Origin of the sequence: Salmonella sp. SAL00670 (assembly GCF_046552235.1) — a bacterium.
Lineage (GTDB): Bacteria > Pseudomonadota > Gammaproteobacteria > Enterobacterales > Enterobacteriaceae > Salmonella > Salmonella enterica.
This window is the reverse complement of the sequence record NZ_JBGDUO010000001.1, coordinates 431,427-445,526: the sequence shown is the minus strand read 5'-3', so window position 1 is coordinate 445,526 and position 14,100 is coordinate 431,427. Positions and strand designations below refer to the sequence as shown.

Genomic DNA, 14,100 nt, shown 5'->3' with positions numbered 1-14,100 from the left:
TATGGAATTATCCTCACTGACCGCCGTTTCCCCTGTCGATGGACGCTACGGCGATAAAGTCAGCGCGCTGCGCGGAATTTTTAGCGAATACGGTTTGCTGAAATTTCGTGTACAAGTCGAAGTACGTTGGCTGCAGAAATTAGCCGCGCACGCAGCGATCAAGGAAGTTCCTGCTTTTGCTGCCGACGCAAACGGTTACCTGGATACGCTTGTGGCAAACTTCAATGAAGAAGATGCCGCGCGCATTAAAACCATTGAGCGCACCACGAATCACGATGTGAAAGCGGTTGAGTATTTTCTGAAAGAAAAAGTCGCCGCGATCCCGGCGCTACATGACGTTTCCGAATTTATCCACTTTGCCTGCACTTCTGAGGACATTAACAACCTGTCGCACGCGTTAATGCTCAAAACCGCGCGCGATGAAGTGATCCTGCCTTACTGGCGTCAGGTGATTAACGCGGTTAAAGATCTCGCCACGCAGTATCGCGACATTCCTCTGCTCTCCCGCACCCACGGCCAGCCGGCAACGCCTTCCACTCTGGGTAAAGAGATGGCGAACGTGGCGTATCGGATGGAGCGTCAGTTCCGCCAGCTCAACCAGGTGGAGATCCTCGGTAAAATTAACGGCGCCGTAGGCAACTATAACGCGCATATCGCCGCCTATCCGGAAGTTGACTGGCATCAGTTCAGCGAAGAGTTCGTCACCTCGCTGGGCATCCAGTGGAACCCTTACACCACCCAGATTGAACCACATGATTATATTGCGGAACTGTTTGACTGTATCGCGCGCTTTAACACCATCCTGATCGATTTCGATCGCGATGTCTGGGGCTATATTGCGTTGAACCATTTCAAACAGAAAACCATCGCCGGGGAGATCGGTTCTTCTACTATGCCGCATAAAGTTAACCCCATTGACTTTGAAAACTCAGAAGGCAACCTCGGTCTGTCTAATGCAGTGTTGCACCATCTGGCAAACAAACTGCCGGTTTCCCGCTGGCAGCGCGATCTGACCGACTCAACCGTCCTGCGTAACCTGGGTGTCGGCATCGGCTATGCGCTTATCGCTTATCAGTCCACCCTGAAGGGCGTCAGCAAGCTGGAAGTAAACCGCGATCATCTGCTTGACGAACTGGATCACAACTGGGAAGTATTAGCCGAACCGATCCAGACCGTCATGCGCCGCTATGGTATTGAAAAACCATATGAAAAACTGAAAGAGTTGACCCGTGGCAAGCGTGTCGATGCCGAAGGAATGAAACAGTTTATTGATAGTCTGGCCCTGCCGGAAGCAGAAAAAACGCGCCTTAAAGCCATGACGCCGGCAAATTATATCGGTCGCGCTGTGACTCTGGTCGACGAACTTAAATAATGCCTGCCTCACCCTCTTTTCTTCAGAAAGAGGGTGACTATTTGTCTGGTTTATTAACTGTTTATCCCCAAAGCACCATAATCAACGCTAGACTGTTCTTATTGTTAACACAAGGGAGAAGAGATGATGCGCGTACTGGTTGTAGAGGATAATGCATTATTACGCCACCACCTGAAGGTTCAGCTCCAGGATTCAGGTCACCAGGTCGATGCCGCAGAAGATGCCAGGGAAGCTGATTACTACCTTAATGAACACCTTCCGGATATCGCTATTGTCGATTTAGGTCTGCCGGATGAAGACGGCCTTTCCTTAATACGCCGCTGGCGCAGCAGTGATGTTTCACTGCCGGTTCTGGTGTTAACCGCGCGCGAAGGCTGGCAGGATAAAGTCGAGGTTCTCAGCTCCGGGGCCGATGACTACGTGACGAAGCCATTCCACATCGAAGAGGTAATGGCGCGTATGCAGGCGTTAATGCGCCGTAATAGCGGTCTGGCCTCCCAGGTGATCAACATCCCGCCGTTCCAGGTGGATCTCTCACGCCGGGAATTATCCGTCAATGAAGAGGTCATCAAACTCACGGCGTTCGAATACACCATTATGGAAACGCTTATCCGTAACAACGGTAAAGTGGTCAGCAAAGATTCGCTGATGCTTCAGCTGTATCCGGATGCGGAACTGCGGGAAAGTCATACCATTGATGTTCTCATGGGGCGTCTGCGGAAAAAAATACAGGCCCAGTATCCGCACGATGTCATTACCACCGTACGCGGACAAGGATATCTTTTTGAATTGCGCTAATGAATAAATTTGCTCGCCATTTTCTGCCGCTGTCGCTGCGGGTTCGTTTTTTGCTGGCGACAGCCGGCGTCGTGCTGGTGCTTTCTTTGGCATATGGCATAGTGGCGCTGGTCGGCTATAGCGTAAGTTTTGATAAAACCACCTTTCGTCTGCTGCGCGGCGAAAGCAACCTGTTTTACACCCTCGCCAAATGGGAAAATAATAAAATCAGCGTTGAGCTGCCTGAAAATCTGGACATGCAAAGCCCGACCATGACGCTGATTTACGATGAAACGGGCAAATTATTATGGACGCAGCGCAACATCCCCTGGCTGATTAAAAGCATTCAACCGGAATGGTTAAAAACGAACGGCTTCCATGAAATTGAAACCAACGTAGACGCTACCAGCACGCTGTTGAGCGAGGACCATTCCGCGCAGGAAAAACTCAAAGAAGTACGTGAAGATGACGATGATGCCGAGATGACCCACTCGGTAGCGGTAAATATTTATCCTGCCACGGCGCGGATGCCGCAGTTAACCATCGTGGTGGTCGATACCATTCCGATAGAACTAAAACGCTCATATATGGTGTGGAGCTGGTTCGTATACGTGCTGGCCGCCAATTTACTGTTAGTCATTCCTTTACTGTGGATCGCCGCCTGGTGGAGCTTACGCCCTATCGAGGCGCTGGCGCGGGAAGTCCGCGAGCTTGAAGATCATCACCGCGAAATGCTCAATCCGGAGACGACGCGTGAGCTGACCAGCCTTGTGCGCAACCTTAATCAACTGCTCAAAAGCGAGCGTGAACGTTATAACAAATACCGCACGACCCTGACCGACCTGACGCACAGTTTAAAAACGCCGCTCGCGGTTTTGCAGAGTACGTTACGCTCTTTACGCAACGAAAAGATGAGCGTCAGCAAAGCTGAACCGGTGATGCTGGAACAGATCAGCCGGATTTCCCAGCAGATCGGCTATTATCTGCATCGCGCCAGTATGCGCGGTAGCGGCGTATTGTTAAGCCGCGAACTGCATCCCGTCGCGCCGTTGTTAGATAACCTGATCTCCGCGCTCAATAAAGTTTATCAGCGTAAAGGGGTGAATATCAGTATGGATATTTCACCAGAGATCAGTTTTGTCGGCGAGCAAAACGACTTTGTCGAAGTAATGGGCAACGTACTGGACAACGCTTGTAAATATTGTCTGGAGTTTGTCGAGATTTCGGCTCGCCAGACCGACGATCATTTGCATATTTTCGTCGAAGATGATGGCCCAGGCATTCCCCACAGTAAACGATCCCTGGTGTTTGATCGCGGTCAGCGCGCCGATACCCTACGACCAGGACAAGGCGTGGGGCTGGCTGTCGCGCGCGAGATTACGGAACAATACGCCGGGCAGATCATTGCCAGCGACAGCCTGCTCGGCGGTGCCCGTATGGAGGTCGTTTTTGGCCGACAGCACCCCACACAGAAAGAGGAATAAACATTTCTGCGCGTTCTTCCACGCATCTCGTTAAGCATCCGTTATAATCGGTGTCAGATACCAGCCTGCGGATACTTAACATGGAATACCAATTAACTCTTAACTGGCCCGACTTTCTTGAACGCCACTGGCAAAAACGCCCGGTGGTCTTAAAACGTGGGTTTAGCAACTTTATCGATCCGCTCTCGCCGGATGAGCTGGCGGGGCTGGCGATGGAAAGCGAAATCGACAGCCGACTCGTTAGCCATCAGGATGGCAAATGGCAGGTCAGCCATGGCCCTTTCGAAAGCTACGATCATCTGGGTGAGAGCAACTGGTCGCTGCTGGTACAGGCGGTAAACCACTGGCACGAACCCACCGCCGCCTTGATGCGCCCGTTCCGCGCTCTGCCGGACTGGCGTATCGACGATCTGATGATCTCCTTTTCCGTTCCCGGCGGCGGCGTTGGCCCGCATCTGGATCAGTATGATGTGTTTATTATCCAGGGAACCGGTCGCCGTCGCTGGCGCGTGGGCGAAAAGCTGCAAATGCGTCAGCACTGCCCGCATCCCGACCTGTTACAAGTCGATCCGTTCGAGGCCATTATCGATGAAGAGCTGGAGCCGGGCGACATTCTGTATATTCCGCCAGGATTCCCGCATGAAGGCTATGCGCTGGAAAACGCCATGAACTATTCGGTCGGTTTTCGCGCGCCCAATAGCCGTGAGCTGATCAGCGGTTTTGCCGATTACGTCCTGCAACGGGAGTTGGGCAACACATACTACAGCGATCCGGATATACCGTCCCGCAAACATGCGGCGGATATCCTGCCGCAGGAGATGGATAAACTGCGTAATATGATGCTCGATTTGATCAATCAACCCGCGCATTTCCAACAGTGGCTTGGCGAGTTTCTCTCTCAGTCACGCCACGAACTGGATATTGCGCCGCCGGAGCCGCCGTATCAGCCTGATGAAATTTACGATGCCTTAAAGCAAGGCGAGGTATTAGTACGTCTCGGCGGGCTTCGCGTATTGCGTATCGGCGATGAGGTCTATGCGAATGGCGAAAAAATAGACTCTCCGCATCGCCCCGCTCTGGAGGCGCTCGCCAGTCATATTGCACTGACCGCTGAAAACTTCGGCGATGCGCTGGAAGACCCGTCCTTCCTCGCGATGCTGGCGGCGCTGGTGAATAGCGGGTACTGGTTCTTCGAAGGATAAGAACATCGCAATGCCCGGCGACCGCCGGGCTGACGCAAACTATCCACAACGATCGCCGCCAGGTTTGGCGACATCGTTATATTGCGGATCGCCCGGATAAATCGAGTGGGCCATTCGATGGCGAAATGACATTTGCCGATAGCGCCGCGCCAGTACGTTATCGCCAAGACCTTCGGCAATATTAGCCAGTTGCTGTAATCGTTCATACTGCATCTTTGCTGGATAAGCTACGGCATCAAGCGTAAAGGCGCGTTCCGCAAAGTCTTTTGCTTGTTCAAGCTGTTGATTATTCTTATAAAGCAGCGAAATACCATACAACACCATGGATACGTCGGACTGCCGACGTTTATATTCTGCCAGCAATGGGAGATAGAGGGAGGTACTGTCCAGGTCGATGTTTTCGGGCAAATAAAAGCGTAATCGTGATATTACCGTCGCCATTGGCGTTAAACGGCTCTGGTAATACGCGATAAGTTTAAGGTAGAGATCTTTCGCTTCCTTATAATGATGGCCCTGTGCATAAAAGCCAGCAAGATTATTGCTGTCAACCGTCATTTCGCCGAATTCGGCGCCATAAAGCGTTTGCTCAATTTTTAGCGCCTGACTTAGCGCATTAATCGCCTCGCTAATATGCCCTGCATTATAAGCAATATCCGCTTTCTGCTGCAAAAAAGAGGCGACGCGCTCACGATTATCCCAGGTTTTATCTCGTAAAATAACGCTCAGCCACTGCCGCTCCGTTGCGTCTATCTTCGCCAAATAATAGGCTTTACGCGCACTATCACATTCGACATCCCGCTCTTCCAGCGCATCAGAATAAGCGTCGCGCATCCTGTTTAAGGTATAAACCAATGCTTCCGTCGATGCCTTTTTGTCTTTAAGACGCCACGTTAATGCCTGCTCTTGCCAGGCTATCTGCTGACGGTAATCAACCTTGATCTCGTATCGCCACTGCTCTGTCGGTGAATACTCTATATAACGATCGTCACTGTAAACATTAAAGGCCGCCAGGTGTTCAAACATATCGGCCCGATCGCCCGGATAAGTGCCCGCCGGAAATGTTTTCATTATTGCCCGCGCTCGCAGCAGCATTTGCGGCGTTAATTCAGGTTTACCCAGCCATTGATAAATATCACTTTGTAATAGCAGGCTACGAACAAGCTGTATTGAGCGTTTGCCATATTGCCGCGAGGCCAGCCTCACCGCATCATCAATAAACGTCATGCAGGTTTCATTGCCGGTCATAAAACATGCTGCAGATTGTTGCTGGCGCTGGGACCAGGAAGGCGTATATTCGGCGCTCCAGGCAGAAAAATTGATGGCGGAAAATATCCCGCCATAAATAATAAAACGCTTCACCACAATGCGTAACATTCGCTACTGGCCGCGCTTCGCCGTCAGCTCCGCGATACGTACAATCACCTGTACCGCTTTTTCCATCCCCTCCAGCGTCACAAACTCATGTTTACCATGATAGTTATATCCGCCGGTAAAGAGATTAGGACACGGCAGGCCCATAAACGACAGTTGCGCCCCGTCTGTACCGCCGCGAATTGGTTTCATCTCCGGCGTAATATGACAGTCACGCATGGCCTGCTGGGCGATATCGAGAATATGCGGATGCTCAACCACTTTTTCGCGCATATTGTAATAACTGTCTTCAATCACCAGTTCGATATAGCAGTCCGGATGCAGCCCCTTACCGACTTTTTTGGCAATCTCCATCATTTTGCGTTTACGCGCTTCAAACTGCTTACGGTCGAAATCGCGAATGATGTAGTGCATTTCGGCCCGGTCAACGGTGCCTTTCATGCTGGCCAGATGATAAAACCCTTCGTAACCTTCGGTGGTTTCAGGCGCTTCATCCGCCGGCACTTCCGCGTGAATCCTCGCCGCCAACGACAGCGCATTGACCATGACGCCTTTCGCCGTACCAGGATGCACGTTATTGCCGACGATTTTGATATTCACCGAGGCGGCATTGAAGTTTTCAAACTCCAGTTCTCCCACGCCGCCGCCGTCGACCGTATAGGCCCACTGCGCGCCAAAGGCCTCAACATCGAAGTGCTTCGCGCCTTTCCCTACCTCTTCGTCAGGCGTAAACGCCACTTTAATGTCGCCGTGGGGAATAGGATTACCTTTCAGCACCGCCAGCGCGGTCATGATCTCCGCAACGCCGGCTTTATCGTCCGCGCCCAGCAATGTCTTACCATCGGTAGTAATCAGCGTCTGTCCCAGTAATTGATGCAGTACCGGGAACATCACGGGTGACAACACCTCATCGCCAATCCCTAATGCTATATCGCCGCCGCGATAATTCTCGACAATCTGCGGGTTAACGTTTTTACCGCTGAAATCCGGAGAGGTATCCACATGGGAGATAAAACCAATGGCGGGAATATCCCCCTCAACATTGGCCGGGAGCGTCGCCATCAACGTCCCTTTTTCACTTAATGTAATGTTAACCAGCCCCATCTCTTCGAGCTGCTGTTTGAGCAAACGTAGTAACTTCCACTGCCCCTCAGTGCTGGGAACCTGCCGAACACCCGACTTTGATTGGGTATCCAGCGATACGTAGTGTAAAAAACGCTCAAGTAGTTTATCCATGCAGTCACCCTCACTTTTCGTGACAACATTATTAATAAGCAAGAAAAGACAAATATTGCGTCAGGTCACTTTTATCCCTGCAAACAAGAATATTTCACTTTGACACGCTTTCTGACTATAAAGCTAAGTCAGTAATTCGCAACAAGGATTGGCGATCACAGTGGTTTGCCGTAGAATGACCGCCCTCATTAAGAGTGATTAAGGTGGTTAACCACAAACCCCGCAGCGGTCAGCCATCCGTTGCGTTTACATGGGACAGAGTAAGAAATTGAATAATCAACCGCGTTCGCTTTCACCGCTGGTGCTTTTGTCGGGAATTAGCAAAAGTTTCGATGGCAAAGAGGTCATTTCACAGCTGGATTTGACCATTAACAATGGCGAATTCCTCACGCTGCTTGGCCCTTCCGGCTGCGGTAAAACAACCGTTCTTCGCCTGATTGCCGGCCTGGAAACCGTTGATGCCGGGCATATCATGTTGGATAACCAGGATATCACCCACGTTCCCGCCGAAAATCGTTATGTAAATACCGTATTTCAAAGCTACGCTTTATTTCCGCATATGACGGTGTTTGAAAATGTCGCGTTTGGCTTACGGATGCAAAAAACGCCAGCCGCCGAGATAGCGCCTCGCGTGACCGATGCGCTGCGTATGGTGCAGCTTGAAGAGTTTGCACAACGTAAACCGCACCAGCTTTCCGGCGGACAGCAGCAGCGTGTGGCTATCGCTCGCGCGGTGGTGAATAAACCTCGCCTGTTATTACTGGATGAATCGCTTTCCGCGCTGGACTATAAATTGCGCAAACAAATGCAGAACGAGCTTAAAGCATTACAGCGTAAACTCGGTATCACGTTTGTTTTTGTCACTCACGATCAGGAAGAAGCGCTCACCATGTCCGATCGTATCGTGGTAATGCGTAATGGCGTGATTGAGCAAGACGGCACGCCGCGTGAAATCTATGAAGAGCCAAAAAACCTGTTTGTCGCCGGTTTTATCGGCGAAATTAACCGCTTTGACGCAACCGTCATTGAACGGCTTGATGAACAGCGCGTCCGCGCCAGCGTAGAAGGTCGGGAGTGCAATATATACGTCAATTTCGCTGTCGAACCAGGCCAAAAACTGAACGTCCTGCTGCGACCGGAAGATCTACGCGTCGAAGAGATCAACGATGATAACCACATCGAAGGGCTTATCGGCTACGTGCGCGAGCGCAATTATAAAGGTATGACGCTGGAGTCGGTGGTTGAACTGGAAAATGGCAAAATGGTGATGGTCAGCGAATTCTTCAACGAAGACGATCCTGACTTCGACCATTCACTTGACCAAAAAATGGCCATTAGTTGGGTAGAAAGCTGGGAGGTCGTACTGGCTGATGAAGAACACAAGTAAATTCCAGAATGTAGTGATTGTCACTATCGTCGGTTGGCTTGTGTTATTTGTTTTTCTGCCCAACCTGATGATCATTGGCACCAGCTTTCTGACCCGTGACGACGCCAGTTTCGTCAAGATGGTCTTTACGCTGGATAACTACGCGCGCCTGCTCGATCCGCTCTATTTTGAAGTGCTCCTGCACTCTCTGAATATGGCGCTGATCGCCACCCTCTCCTGCCTGGTGCTGGGCTATCCTTTTGCCTGGTTTCTGGCGAAGTTACCGGAAAAGATACGTCCGTTATTGCTGTTTTTGCTGATTGTTCCTTTCTGGACCAACTCACTGATCCGCATCTATGGGCTGAAAATATTCCTGAGCACTAAAGGTTATCTCAATGAATTCCTGCTGTGGCTGGGCGTGATTGATACACCGATTCGCATCATGTTCACCCCGAGCGCCGTTATTATCGGCCTGGTTTACATTTTGCTGCCATTTATGGTCATGCCGCTCTACTCCAGCATTGAGAAGCTCGACAAACCACTACTGGAGGCCGCACGCGATCTCGGCGCCAGTAAAATGCAAACGTTCATCCGCATCATTATTCCATTAACCATGCCGGGCATTGTCGCCGGTTGCCTGCTCGTGATGCTACCGGCAATGGGCCTGTTCTACGTCTCCGATTTAATGGGTGGCGCGAAAAACCTGCTGATTGGTAACGTCATTAAGGTACAGTTCCTGAATATTCGCGATTGGCCGTTTGGCGCGGCTACCAGCATTACGCTGACCATTGTGATGGGACTCATGCTGTTGATTTACTGGCGGGCTTCCCGCTTATTGAATAAGAAGGTGAGTGATATAAGCGATTAATTGCGCAACGCTAACAAATCCACACGCATCCAGGCATGAAGTTTATTCAAGGGTAAACTTCATGCCTTCGGCATAAAAAACGCATGAAAGAAGTTGCCGCCAGTATTGCAAATCTACAACATCATCCGCGGTAGTCCTTCTTTTATTTTTACCTGTAGCGACGCTATCACAGACAGTAATGCGTTTATACGCGAAGCTCTCAGGTTTTATACTGATTGCCAGTCTCTTTTAAAAATTATATTACATCCGATGCGCCCGCAGTTGAGATAAAAAGGGTCGATTTAATCAATTATGTAGTCATTTTTACTCCAGTATAAGTGAGATTAATATGCCGATTACTATAGGGAATGGTTTTTTAAAAAGTGAAATCCTTACCAACTCCCCAAGGAATACGAAAGAAGCATGGTGGAAAGTTTTATGGGAAAAAATTAAAGACTTCTTTTTTTCTACTGGCAAAGCAAAAGCGGACCGTTGTCTACATGAGATGTTGTTTGCCGAACGCGCCCCCACACGAGAGCGGCTTACAGAGATTTTTTTTGAGTTGAAAGAGTTAGCCTGCGCATCGCAAAGAGATAGATTTCAGGTTCATAATCCTCATGAAAATGATGCCACCATTATTCTTCGCATCATGGATCAAAACGAAGAGAACGAATTGTTACGTATCACTCAAAATACCGATACCTTTAGCTGTGAAGTCATGGGGAATCTTTATTTTTTAATGAAAGATCGCCCGGATATTTTAAAATCGCATCCACAAATGACGGCCATGATTAAGAGAAGATATAGCGAAATCGTAGACTACCCCCTCCCTTCGACATTATGTCTCAATCCTGCTGGCGCGCCGATATTATCGGTTCCATTAGACAACATAGAGGGGTATTTATATACTGAATTGAGAAAAGGACATTTAGATGGGTGGAAAGCGCAAGAAAAGGCAACCTACCTGGCAGCGAAAATTCAGTCTGGGATTGAAAAGACAACGCGCATTTTACACCATGCGAATATATCCGAAAGTACTCAGCAAAACGCATTTTTAGAAACAATGGCGATGTGTGGATTAAAACAGCTTGAAATACCACCACCGCATACCCACATACCTATTGAAAAAATGGTAAAAGAGGTTTTACTAGCGGATAAGACGTTTCAGGCGTTCCTCGTAACGGATCCCAGCACCAGCCAAAGTATGTTAGCTGAGATAGTCGAAGCCATCTCTGATCAGGTTTTTCACGCCATTTTTAGAATAGACCCCCAGGCTATACAAAAAATGGCGGAAGAACAGTTAACCACGCTACACGTTCGCTCAGAACAACAAAGCGGCTGTTTATGTTGTTTTTTATAAAATCAGACGACGCTTTCTCAGACGTCACGTTCAGGGTTTACTCACGTACTTCCTGTTTGCCTACTGAGTAACCTCTTGCCAGGCACAATAATGCCGCATATGACCGGATCGGATGAGAATAGTCATTTAAATGGCCTTTTTTTCCCGCTCGTCTGGCAATTTGTTGTAAAATTCGCGGCTTCAAGCGGCAGCTTGCTTCTTCCTGGCTGCTGATAACCGCGAGACGTTTTGGAGAGATTTTGGAGAAGAGAAAAAATTGATCATTTTCAATACTCTAAAAGCACCCCATCCTCTGAATAAGAAGGTGGAACTTGAATGATCGGTCGGCTGCTCCGTGGCGGTTTCATGACTGCCATCTATGCGTATCTGTATATTCCCATCATTATTCTGATCGTGAACTCCTTCAACAGTTCGCGGTTCGGCATTAACTGGCAGGGCTTTACCACTAAATGGTACGAACTCCTAGTCAATAACGACAGTCTGTTGCAGGCCGCTCAACATTCACTGACGATGGCGATTTTTTCAGCGACCTTCGCCACGTTGATTGGCTCGTTAACCGCGGTGGCGCTTTATCGCTACCGCTTTCGCGGGAAGCCATTCGTCAGCGGGATGCTGTTTGTAGTAATGATGTCGCCGGATATCGTGATGGCGATCTCCCTGCTGGTGCTGTTTATGTTACTCGGCATTCAACTGGGCTTTTGGTCGTTGCTGTTCTCGCACATCACCTTTAGCCTGCCGTTTGTGGTCGTCACGGTCTATTCGCGCCTGAAAGGCTTTGATGTCAGAATGCTGGAAGCCGCAAAAGACCTGGGGGCCAGTGAGGTAACGATTTTACGCAAAATCATTCTGCCGCTGGCGATGCCGGCGGTGGCGGCGGGCTGGTTGCTGAGCTTTACGTTGTCGATGGACGATGTAGTGGTCTCGTCGTTTGTCACCGGGCCGGGCTATGAAATTTTACCCTTAAAGATTTATTCCATGGTAAAAGTCGGCGTTTCACCAGAAGTGAACGCGCTGGCGACCGTTTTATTGGTGCTGTCTCTGGTAATGGTCATTGCCAGCCAGCTTATTGCTCGTGATAAAACCAAGGGCCGATAAGGCCCGTAATTCAGGGGACGTTAAATGAAAAAATGGTCACGCCACCTGCTCGCGGCGGGCGCCCTGGCGCTGGGTATGAGTGCCGCTCATGCCTCCGACAACGACACGCTCTATTTCTATAACTGGACTGAGTATGTGCCGCCGGGCCTGCTGGAACAGTTCACTAAAGAGACTGGCATTAAGGTGATTTATTCGACCTACGAGTCGAACGAAACCATGTATGCCAAACTCAAAACCTATAAAGATGGCGCGTATGACCTGGTTGTTCCTTCTACATACTATGTCGACAAAATGCGCAAAGAAGGCATGATCCAGAAGATCGATAAGTCGAAATTAACCAATTTCCACAACCTCGATCCGGAAATGCTCAACAAACCGTTTGACCCCAACAACGATTATTCTGTTCCGTATATCTGGGGCGCAACGGCGATTGGCGTGAACAGCGATGCTATCGATCCAAAAACCATTACCAGCTGGGCTGACTTGTGGAAACCGGAATATAAAAACAGCCTGCTTTTAACCGACGATGCGCGAGAAGTCTTCCAGATGGCGCTGCGCAAGCTAGGTTATTCCGGTAACACTACCGATCCGAAAGAGATCGAAGCGGCATATGAAGAGTTGAAAAAACTGATGCCGAACGTAGCGGCCTTCAACTCCGATAATCCGGCGAATCCGTATATGGAAGGGGAAGTCAATCTGGGGATGGTGTGGAACGGTTCGGCCTTCGTTGCTCGTCAGGCTGGCACGCCGCTGGAGGTCGTCTGGCCGAAAGAAGGCGGTATTTTCTGGATGGATAGCCTGGCTATTCCGGCAAACGCGAAAAATAAAGAGGGCGCGCTGAAGCTAATCAACTTCCTGCTGCGTCCTGACGTCGCGAAAGAGGTGGCAGAAACCATCGGCTACCCTACCCCCAACCTGGCGGCGCGTAAGCTGTTAAGCCCGGAGGTCGCCAATGATAAGTCGCTCTATCCGGATGCGCAAACCATCAGCAAAGGCGAGTGGCAAAACGATGTCGGCGACGCCAGCGCCATTTATGAAGAGTATTATCAGAAGCTAAAAGCAGGACGCTAATTCAGCCAAAGCGCCTGTCGCGGGCCTACAGATGAACGTAACGTGAAATGTAGGCCGGATAAGGCGTTACCGGGCAAACAGCACTACAGCCCTTTCAGGAATTTATCAACAAATTCCGGCACAACCTGGCTTGCCGGGCCGTAGTGCTTCTCTTCAAACTCGCTGCCGACTTGGCTTGGCTCAAGATTCAGTTCCACCGTATGTGCGCCGTGCAGTTTTGCTTCATGCACAAAACCCGCAGCCGGATAGACATGACCGGACGTGCCAATGGCGATAAAAATATCCGCCATCGACAGCGCCATATAAATTTCATCCATGCCAAGCGGCATCTCGCCAAACCACACCACGTGCGGACGTAGCGGCGCCGGGAACTGACAGCAGTGACATTTATCTTCCGGCATCACATCGCCGTTCCATTCCAGAATCTGGCCGCTTTGCGAACAGCGCACCTTCAACAGCTCGCCATGCATATGAATGATGTTGCGATTGCCCGCGCGTTCATGCAAATTGTCGATGTTTTGCGTCACCAGCAAAAAGCGATCGCCAAGCGCTTCTTCAAGCTTCGCTAACGCCAGATGCGCCGCATTGGGTTGTATTTCCGGCTGTTGAAGCTGCTGACGGCGGGCATTATAAAATGTCTGCACCAGCCCCGGATTACGGGCGAATCCTTCCGGCGTTGCCACGTCTTCAACCCGATGCTCTTCCCAAAGGCCATCCGCCGCGCGAAACGTACGAATACCAGACTCTGCAGAAATTCCTGCACCTGTAAGGACTAATACTCTTGGGTTTTCCATCATTTCCGGCACCACTCTGTCTCTGAAAAAGATCCGCTGGCGCAGACGTTCACGCAACAGACGTTTATTTTTACGAAAGCGGCTTAATCGATGAAACCGACGCGACTGCATAACAACCTCTTTTT

General features: G+C 50.1%; 12 protein-coding genes. 9 read left to right on the top strand and 3 right to left on the bottom strand.

The features are described from left to right. Window position 1 precedes the first annotated feature (1 nt). From purB to ACLJRS_RS02155, 4 genes are all read left to right on the top strand, one after another. Window positions 2-1,372 (top strand): adenylosuccinate lyase, encoded by a 1,371-nt coding sequence (gene purB, locus ACLJRS_RS02170; RefSeq protein ID WP_000423763.1) that lies wholly within the window; start codon window positions 2-4, stop codon window positions 1,370-1,372. Between the two features lie 126 nt (window positions 1,373-1,498). Further along, on the top strand, window positions 1,499-2,170 hold the full coding sequence (gene phoP, locus ACLJRS_RS02165; protein ID WP_001537766.1) for a two-component system response regulator PhoP: 672 nt from the start codon (window positions 1,499-1,501) through the stop codon (window positions 2,168-2,170). Next, complete coding sequence (gene phoQ, locus ACLJRS_RS02160; protein ID WP_001031687.1) at window positions 2,170-3,633, top strand: two-component system sensor histidine kinase PhoQ; 1,464 nt, start codon at window positions 2,170-2,172, stop codon at window positions 3,631-3,633. The genes phoP and phoQ overlap by 1 nt, the downstream gene beginning before the upstream one ends. Window positions 3,634-3,713: 80 nt before the next feature. Beyond that, complete coding sequence (locus tag ACLJRS_RS02155) at window positions 3,714-4,835, top strand: cupin domain-containing protein (protein ID WP_000456509.1); 1,122 nt, start codon at window positions 3,714-3,716, stop codon at window positions 4,833-4,835. 39 nt (window positions 4,836-4,874) lie between these two features. On the opposite strand, the gene ACLJRS_RS02150 is transcribed toward ACLJRS_RS02155, so the two are convergent. Continuing rightward, entirely contained in the window at window positions 4,875-6,209 is a 1,335-nt protein-coding gene (locus ACLJRS_RS02150) for a hypothetical protein (RefSeq protein ID WP_000944557.1), read from the bottom strand. A gap of 3 nt (window positions 6,210-6,212) precedes the next feature. Then, complete coding sequence (pepT, locus tag ACLJRS_RS02145; RefSeq protein ID WP_000359410.1) at window positions 6,213-7,442, bottom strand: peptidase T; 1,230 nt, start codon at window positions 7,440-7,442, stop codon at window positions 6,213-6,215. Window positions 7,443-7,692: 250 nt separating this feature from the next. Between pepT and potA the strand changes: the two genes are divergently transcribed. From potA to potD, 5 genes are all read left to right on the top strand, one after another. Beyond that, window positions 7,693-8,829, top strand: a complete 1,137-nt coding sequence (potA, locus tag ACLJRS_RS02140; protein ID WP_000531607.1) for a spermidine/putrescine ABC transporter ATP-binding protein PotA — start codon at window positions 7,693-7,695, stop codon at window positions 8,827-8,829. Further along, window positions 8,813-9,676: a spermidine/putrescine ABC transporter permease PotB gene (gene potB / locus ACLJRS_RS02135; RefSeq protein ID WP_000799391.1), complete on the top strand. Its 864-nt coding sequence runs from the start codon at window positions 8,813-8,815 to the stop codon at window positions 9,674-9,676. The genes potA and potB overlap by 17 nt, the downstream gene beginning before the upstream one ends. Before the next feature lie 328 nt (window positions 9,677-10,004). After that, window positions 10,005-11,015, top strand: a complete 1,011-nt coding sequence (gene sifA, locus ACLJRS_RS02130) for an SPI-2 type III secretion system effector SifA (RefSeq protein ID WP_001520468.1) — start codon at window positions 10,005-10,007, stop codon at window positions 11,013-11,015. Window positions 11,016-11,330: 315 nt separating this feature from the next. Then, window positions 11,331-12,110: a spermidine/putrescine ABC transporter permease PotC gene (potC, locus tag ACLJRS_RS02125; RefSeq protein WP_000580299.1), complete on the top strand. Its 780-nt coding sequence runs from the start codon at window positions 11,331-11,333 to the stop codon at window positions 12,108-12,110. Window positions 12,111-12,134: 24 nt separating this feature from the next. Further along, on the top strand, window positions 12,135-13,181 hold the full coding sequence (gene potD, locus ACLJRS_RS02120; protein ID WP_000759329.1) for a spermidine/putrescine ABC transporter substrate-binding protein PotD: 1,047 nt from the start codon (window positions 12,135-12,137) through the stop codon (window positions 13,179-13,181). An 83-nt stretch (window positions 13,182-13,264) separates the two neighbouring features. Here the strand turns inward: potD and cobB are convergent, their stop codons facing one another. Beyond that, entirely contained in the window at window positions 13,265-14,086 is an 822-nt protein-coding gene (cobB, locus tag ACLJRS_RS02115; protein ID WP_001191856.1) for a Sir2 family NAD+-dependent deacetylase, read from the bottom strand. Window positions 14,087-14,100: the final 14 nt, after the last annotated feature.

Coding starts and splice junctions, on each gene's coding strand:
- potD (WP_000759329.1), top strand. CDS start 12,135: ATGAAAAAATGGTCACGCCACCTGCTCGCGGCGGGCGCCCTGGCGCTG.
- purB (WP_000423763.1), top strand. CDS start 2: ATGGAATTATCCTCACTGACCGCCGTTTCCCCTGTCGATGGACGCTAC.
- phoP (WP_001537766.1), top strand. CDS start 1,499: ATGCGCGTACTGGTTGTAGAGGATAATGCATTATTACGCCACCACCTG.
- potA (WP_000531607.1), top strand. CDS start 7,693: ATGGGACAGAGTAAGAAATTGAATAATCAACCGCGTTCGCTTTCACCG.
- potB (WP_000799391.1), top strand. CDS start 8,813: ATGAAGAACACAAGTAAATTCCAGAATGTAGTGATTGTCACTATCGTC.
- pepT (WP_000359410.1), bottom strand. CDS start 7,442: ATGGATAAACTACTTGAGCGTTTTTTACACTACGTATCGCTGGATACC.
- sifA (WP_001520468.1), top strand. CDS start 10,005: ATGCCGATTACTATAGGGAATGGTTTTTTAAAAAGTGAAATCCTTACC.
- cobB (WP_001191856.1), bottom strand. CDS start 14,086: ATGCAGTCGCGTCGGTTTCATCGATTAAGCCGCTTTCGTAAAAATAAA.
- ACLJRS_RS02150 (WP_000944557.1), bottom strand. CDS start 6,209: ATGTTACGCATTGTGGTGAAGCGTTTTATTATTTATGGCGGGATATTT.
- phoQ (WP_001031687.1), top strand. CDS start 2,170: ATGAATAAATTTGCTCGCCATTTTCTGCCGCTGTCGCTGCGGGTTCGT.
- potC (WP_000580299.1), top strand. CDS start 11,331: ATGATCGGTCGGCTGCTCCGTGGCGGTTTCATGACTGCCATCTATGCG.
- ACLJRS_RS02155 (WP_000456509.1), top strand. CDS start 3,714: ATGGAATACCAATTAACTCTTAACTGGCCCGACTTTCTTGAACGCCAC.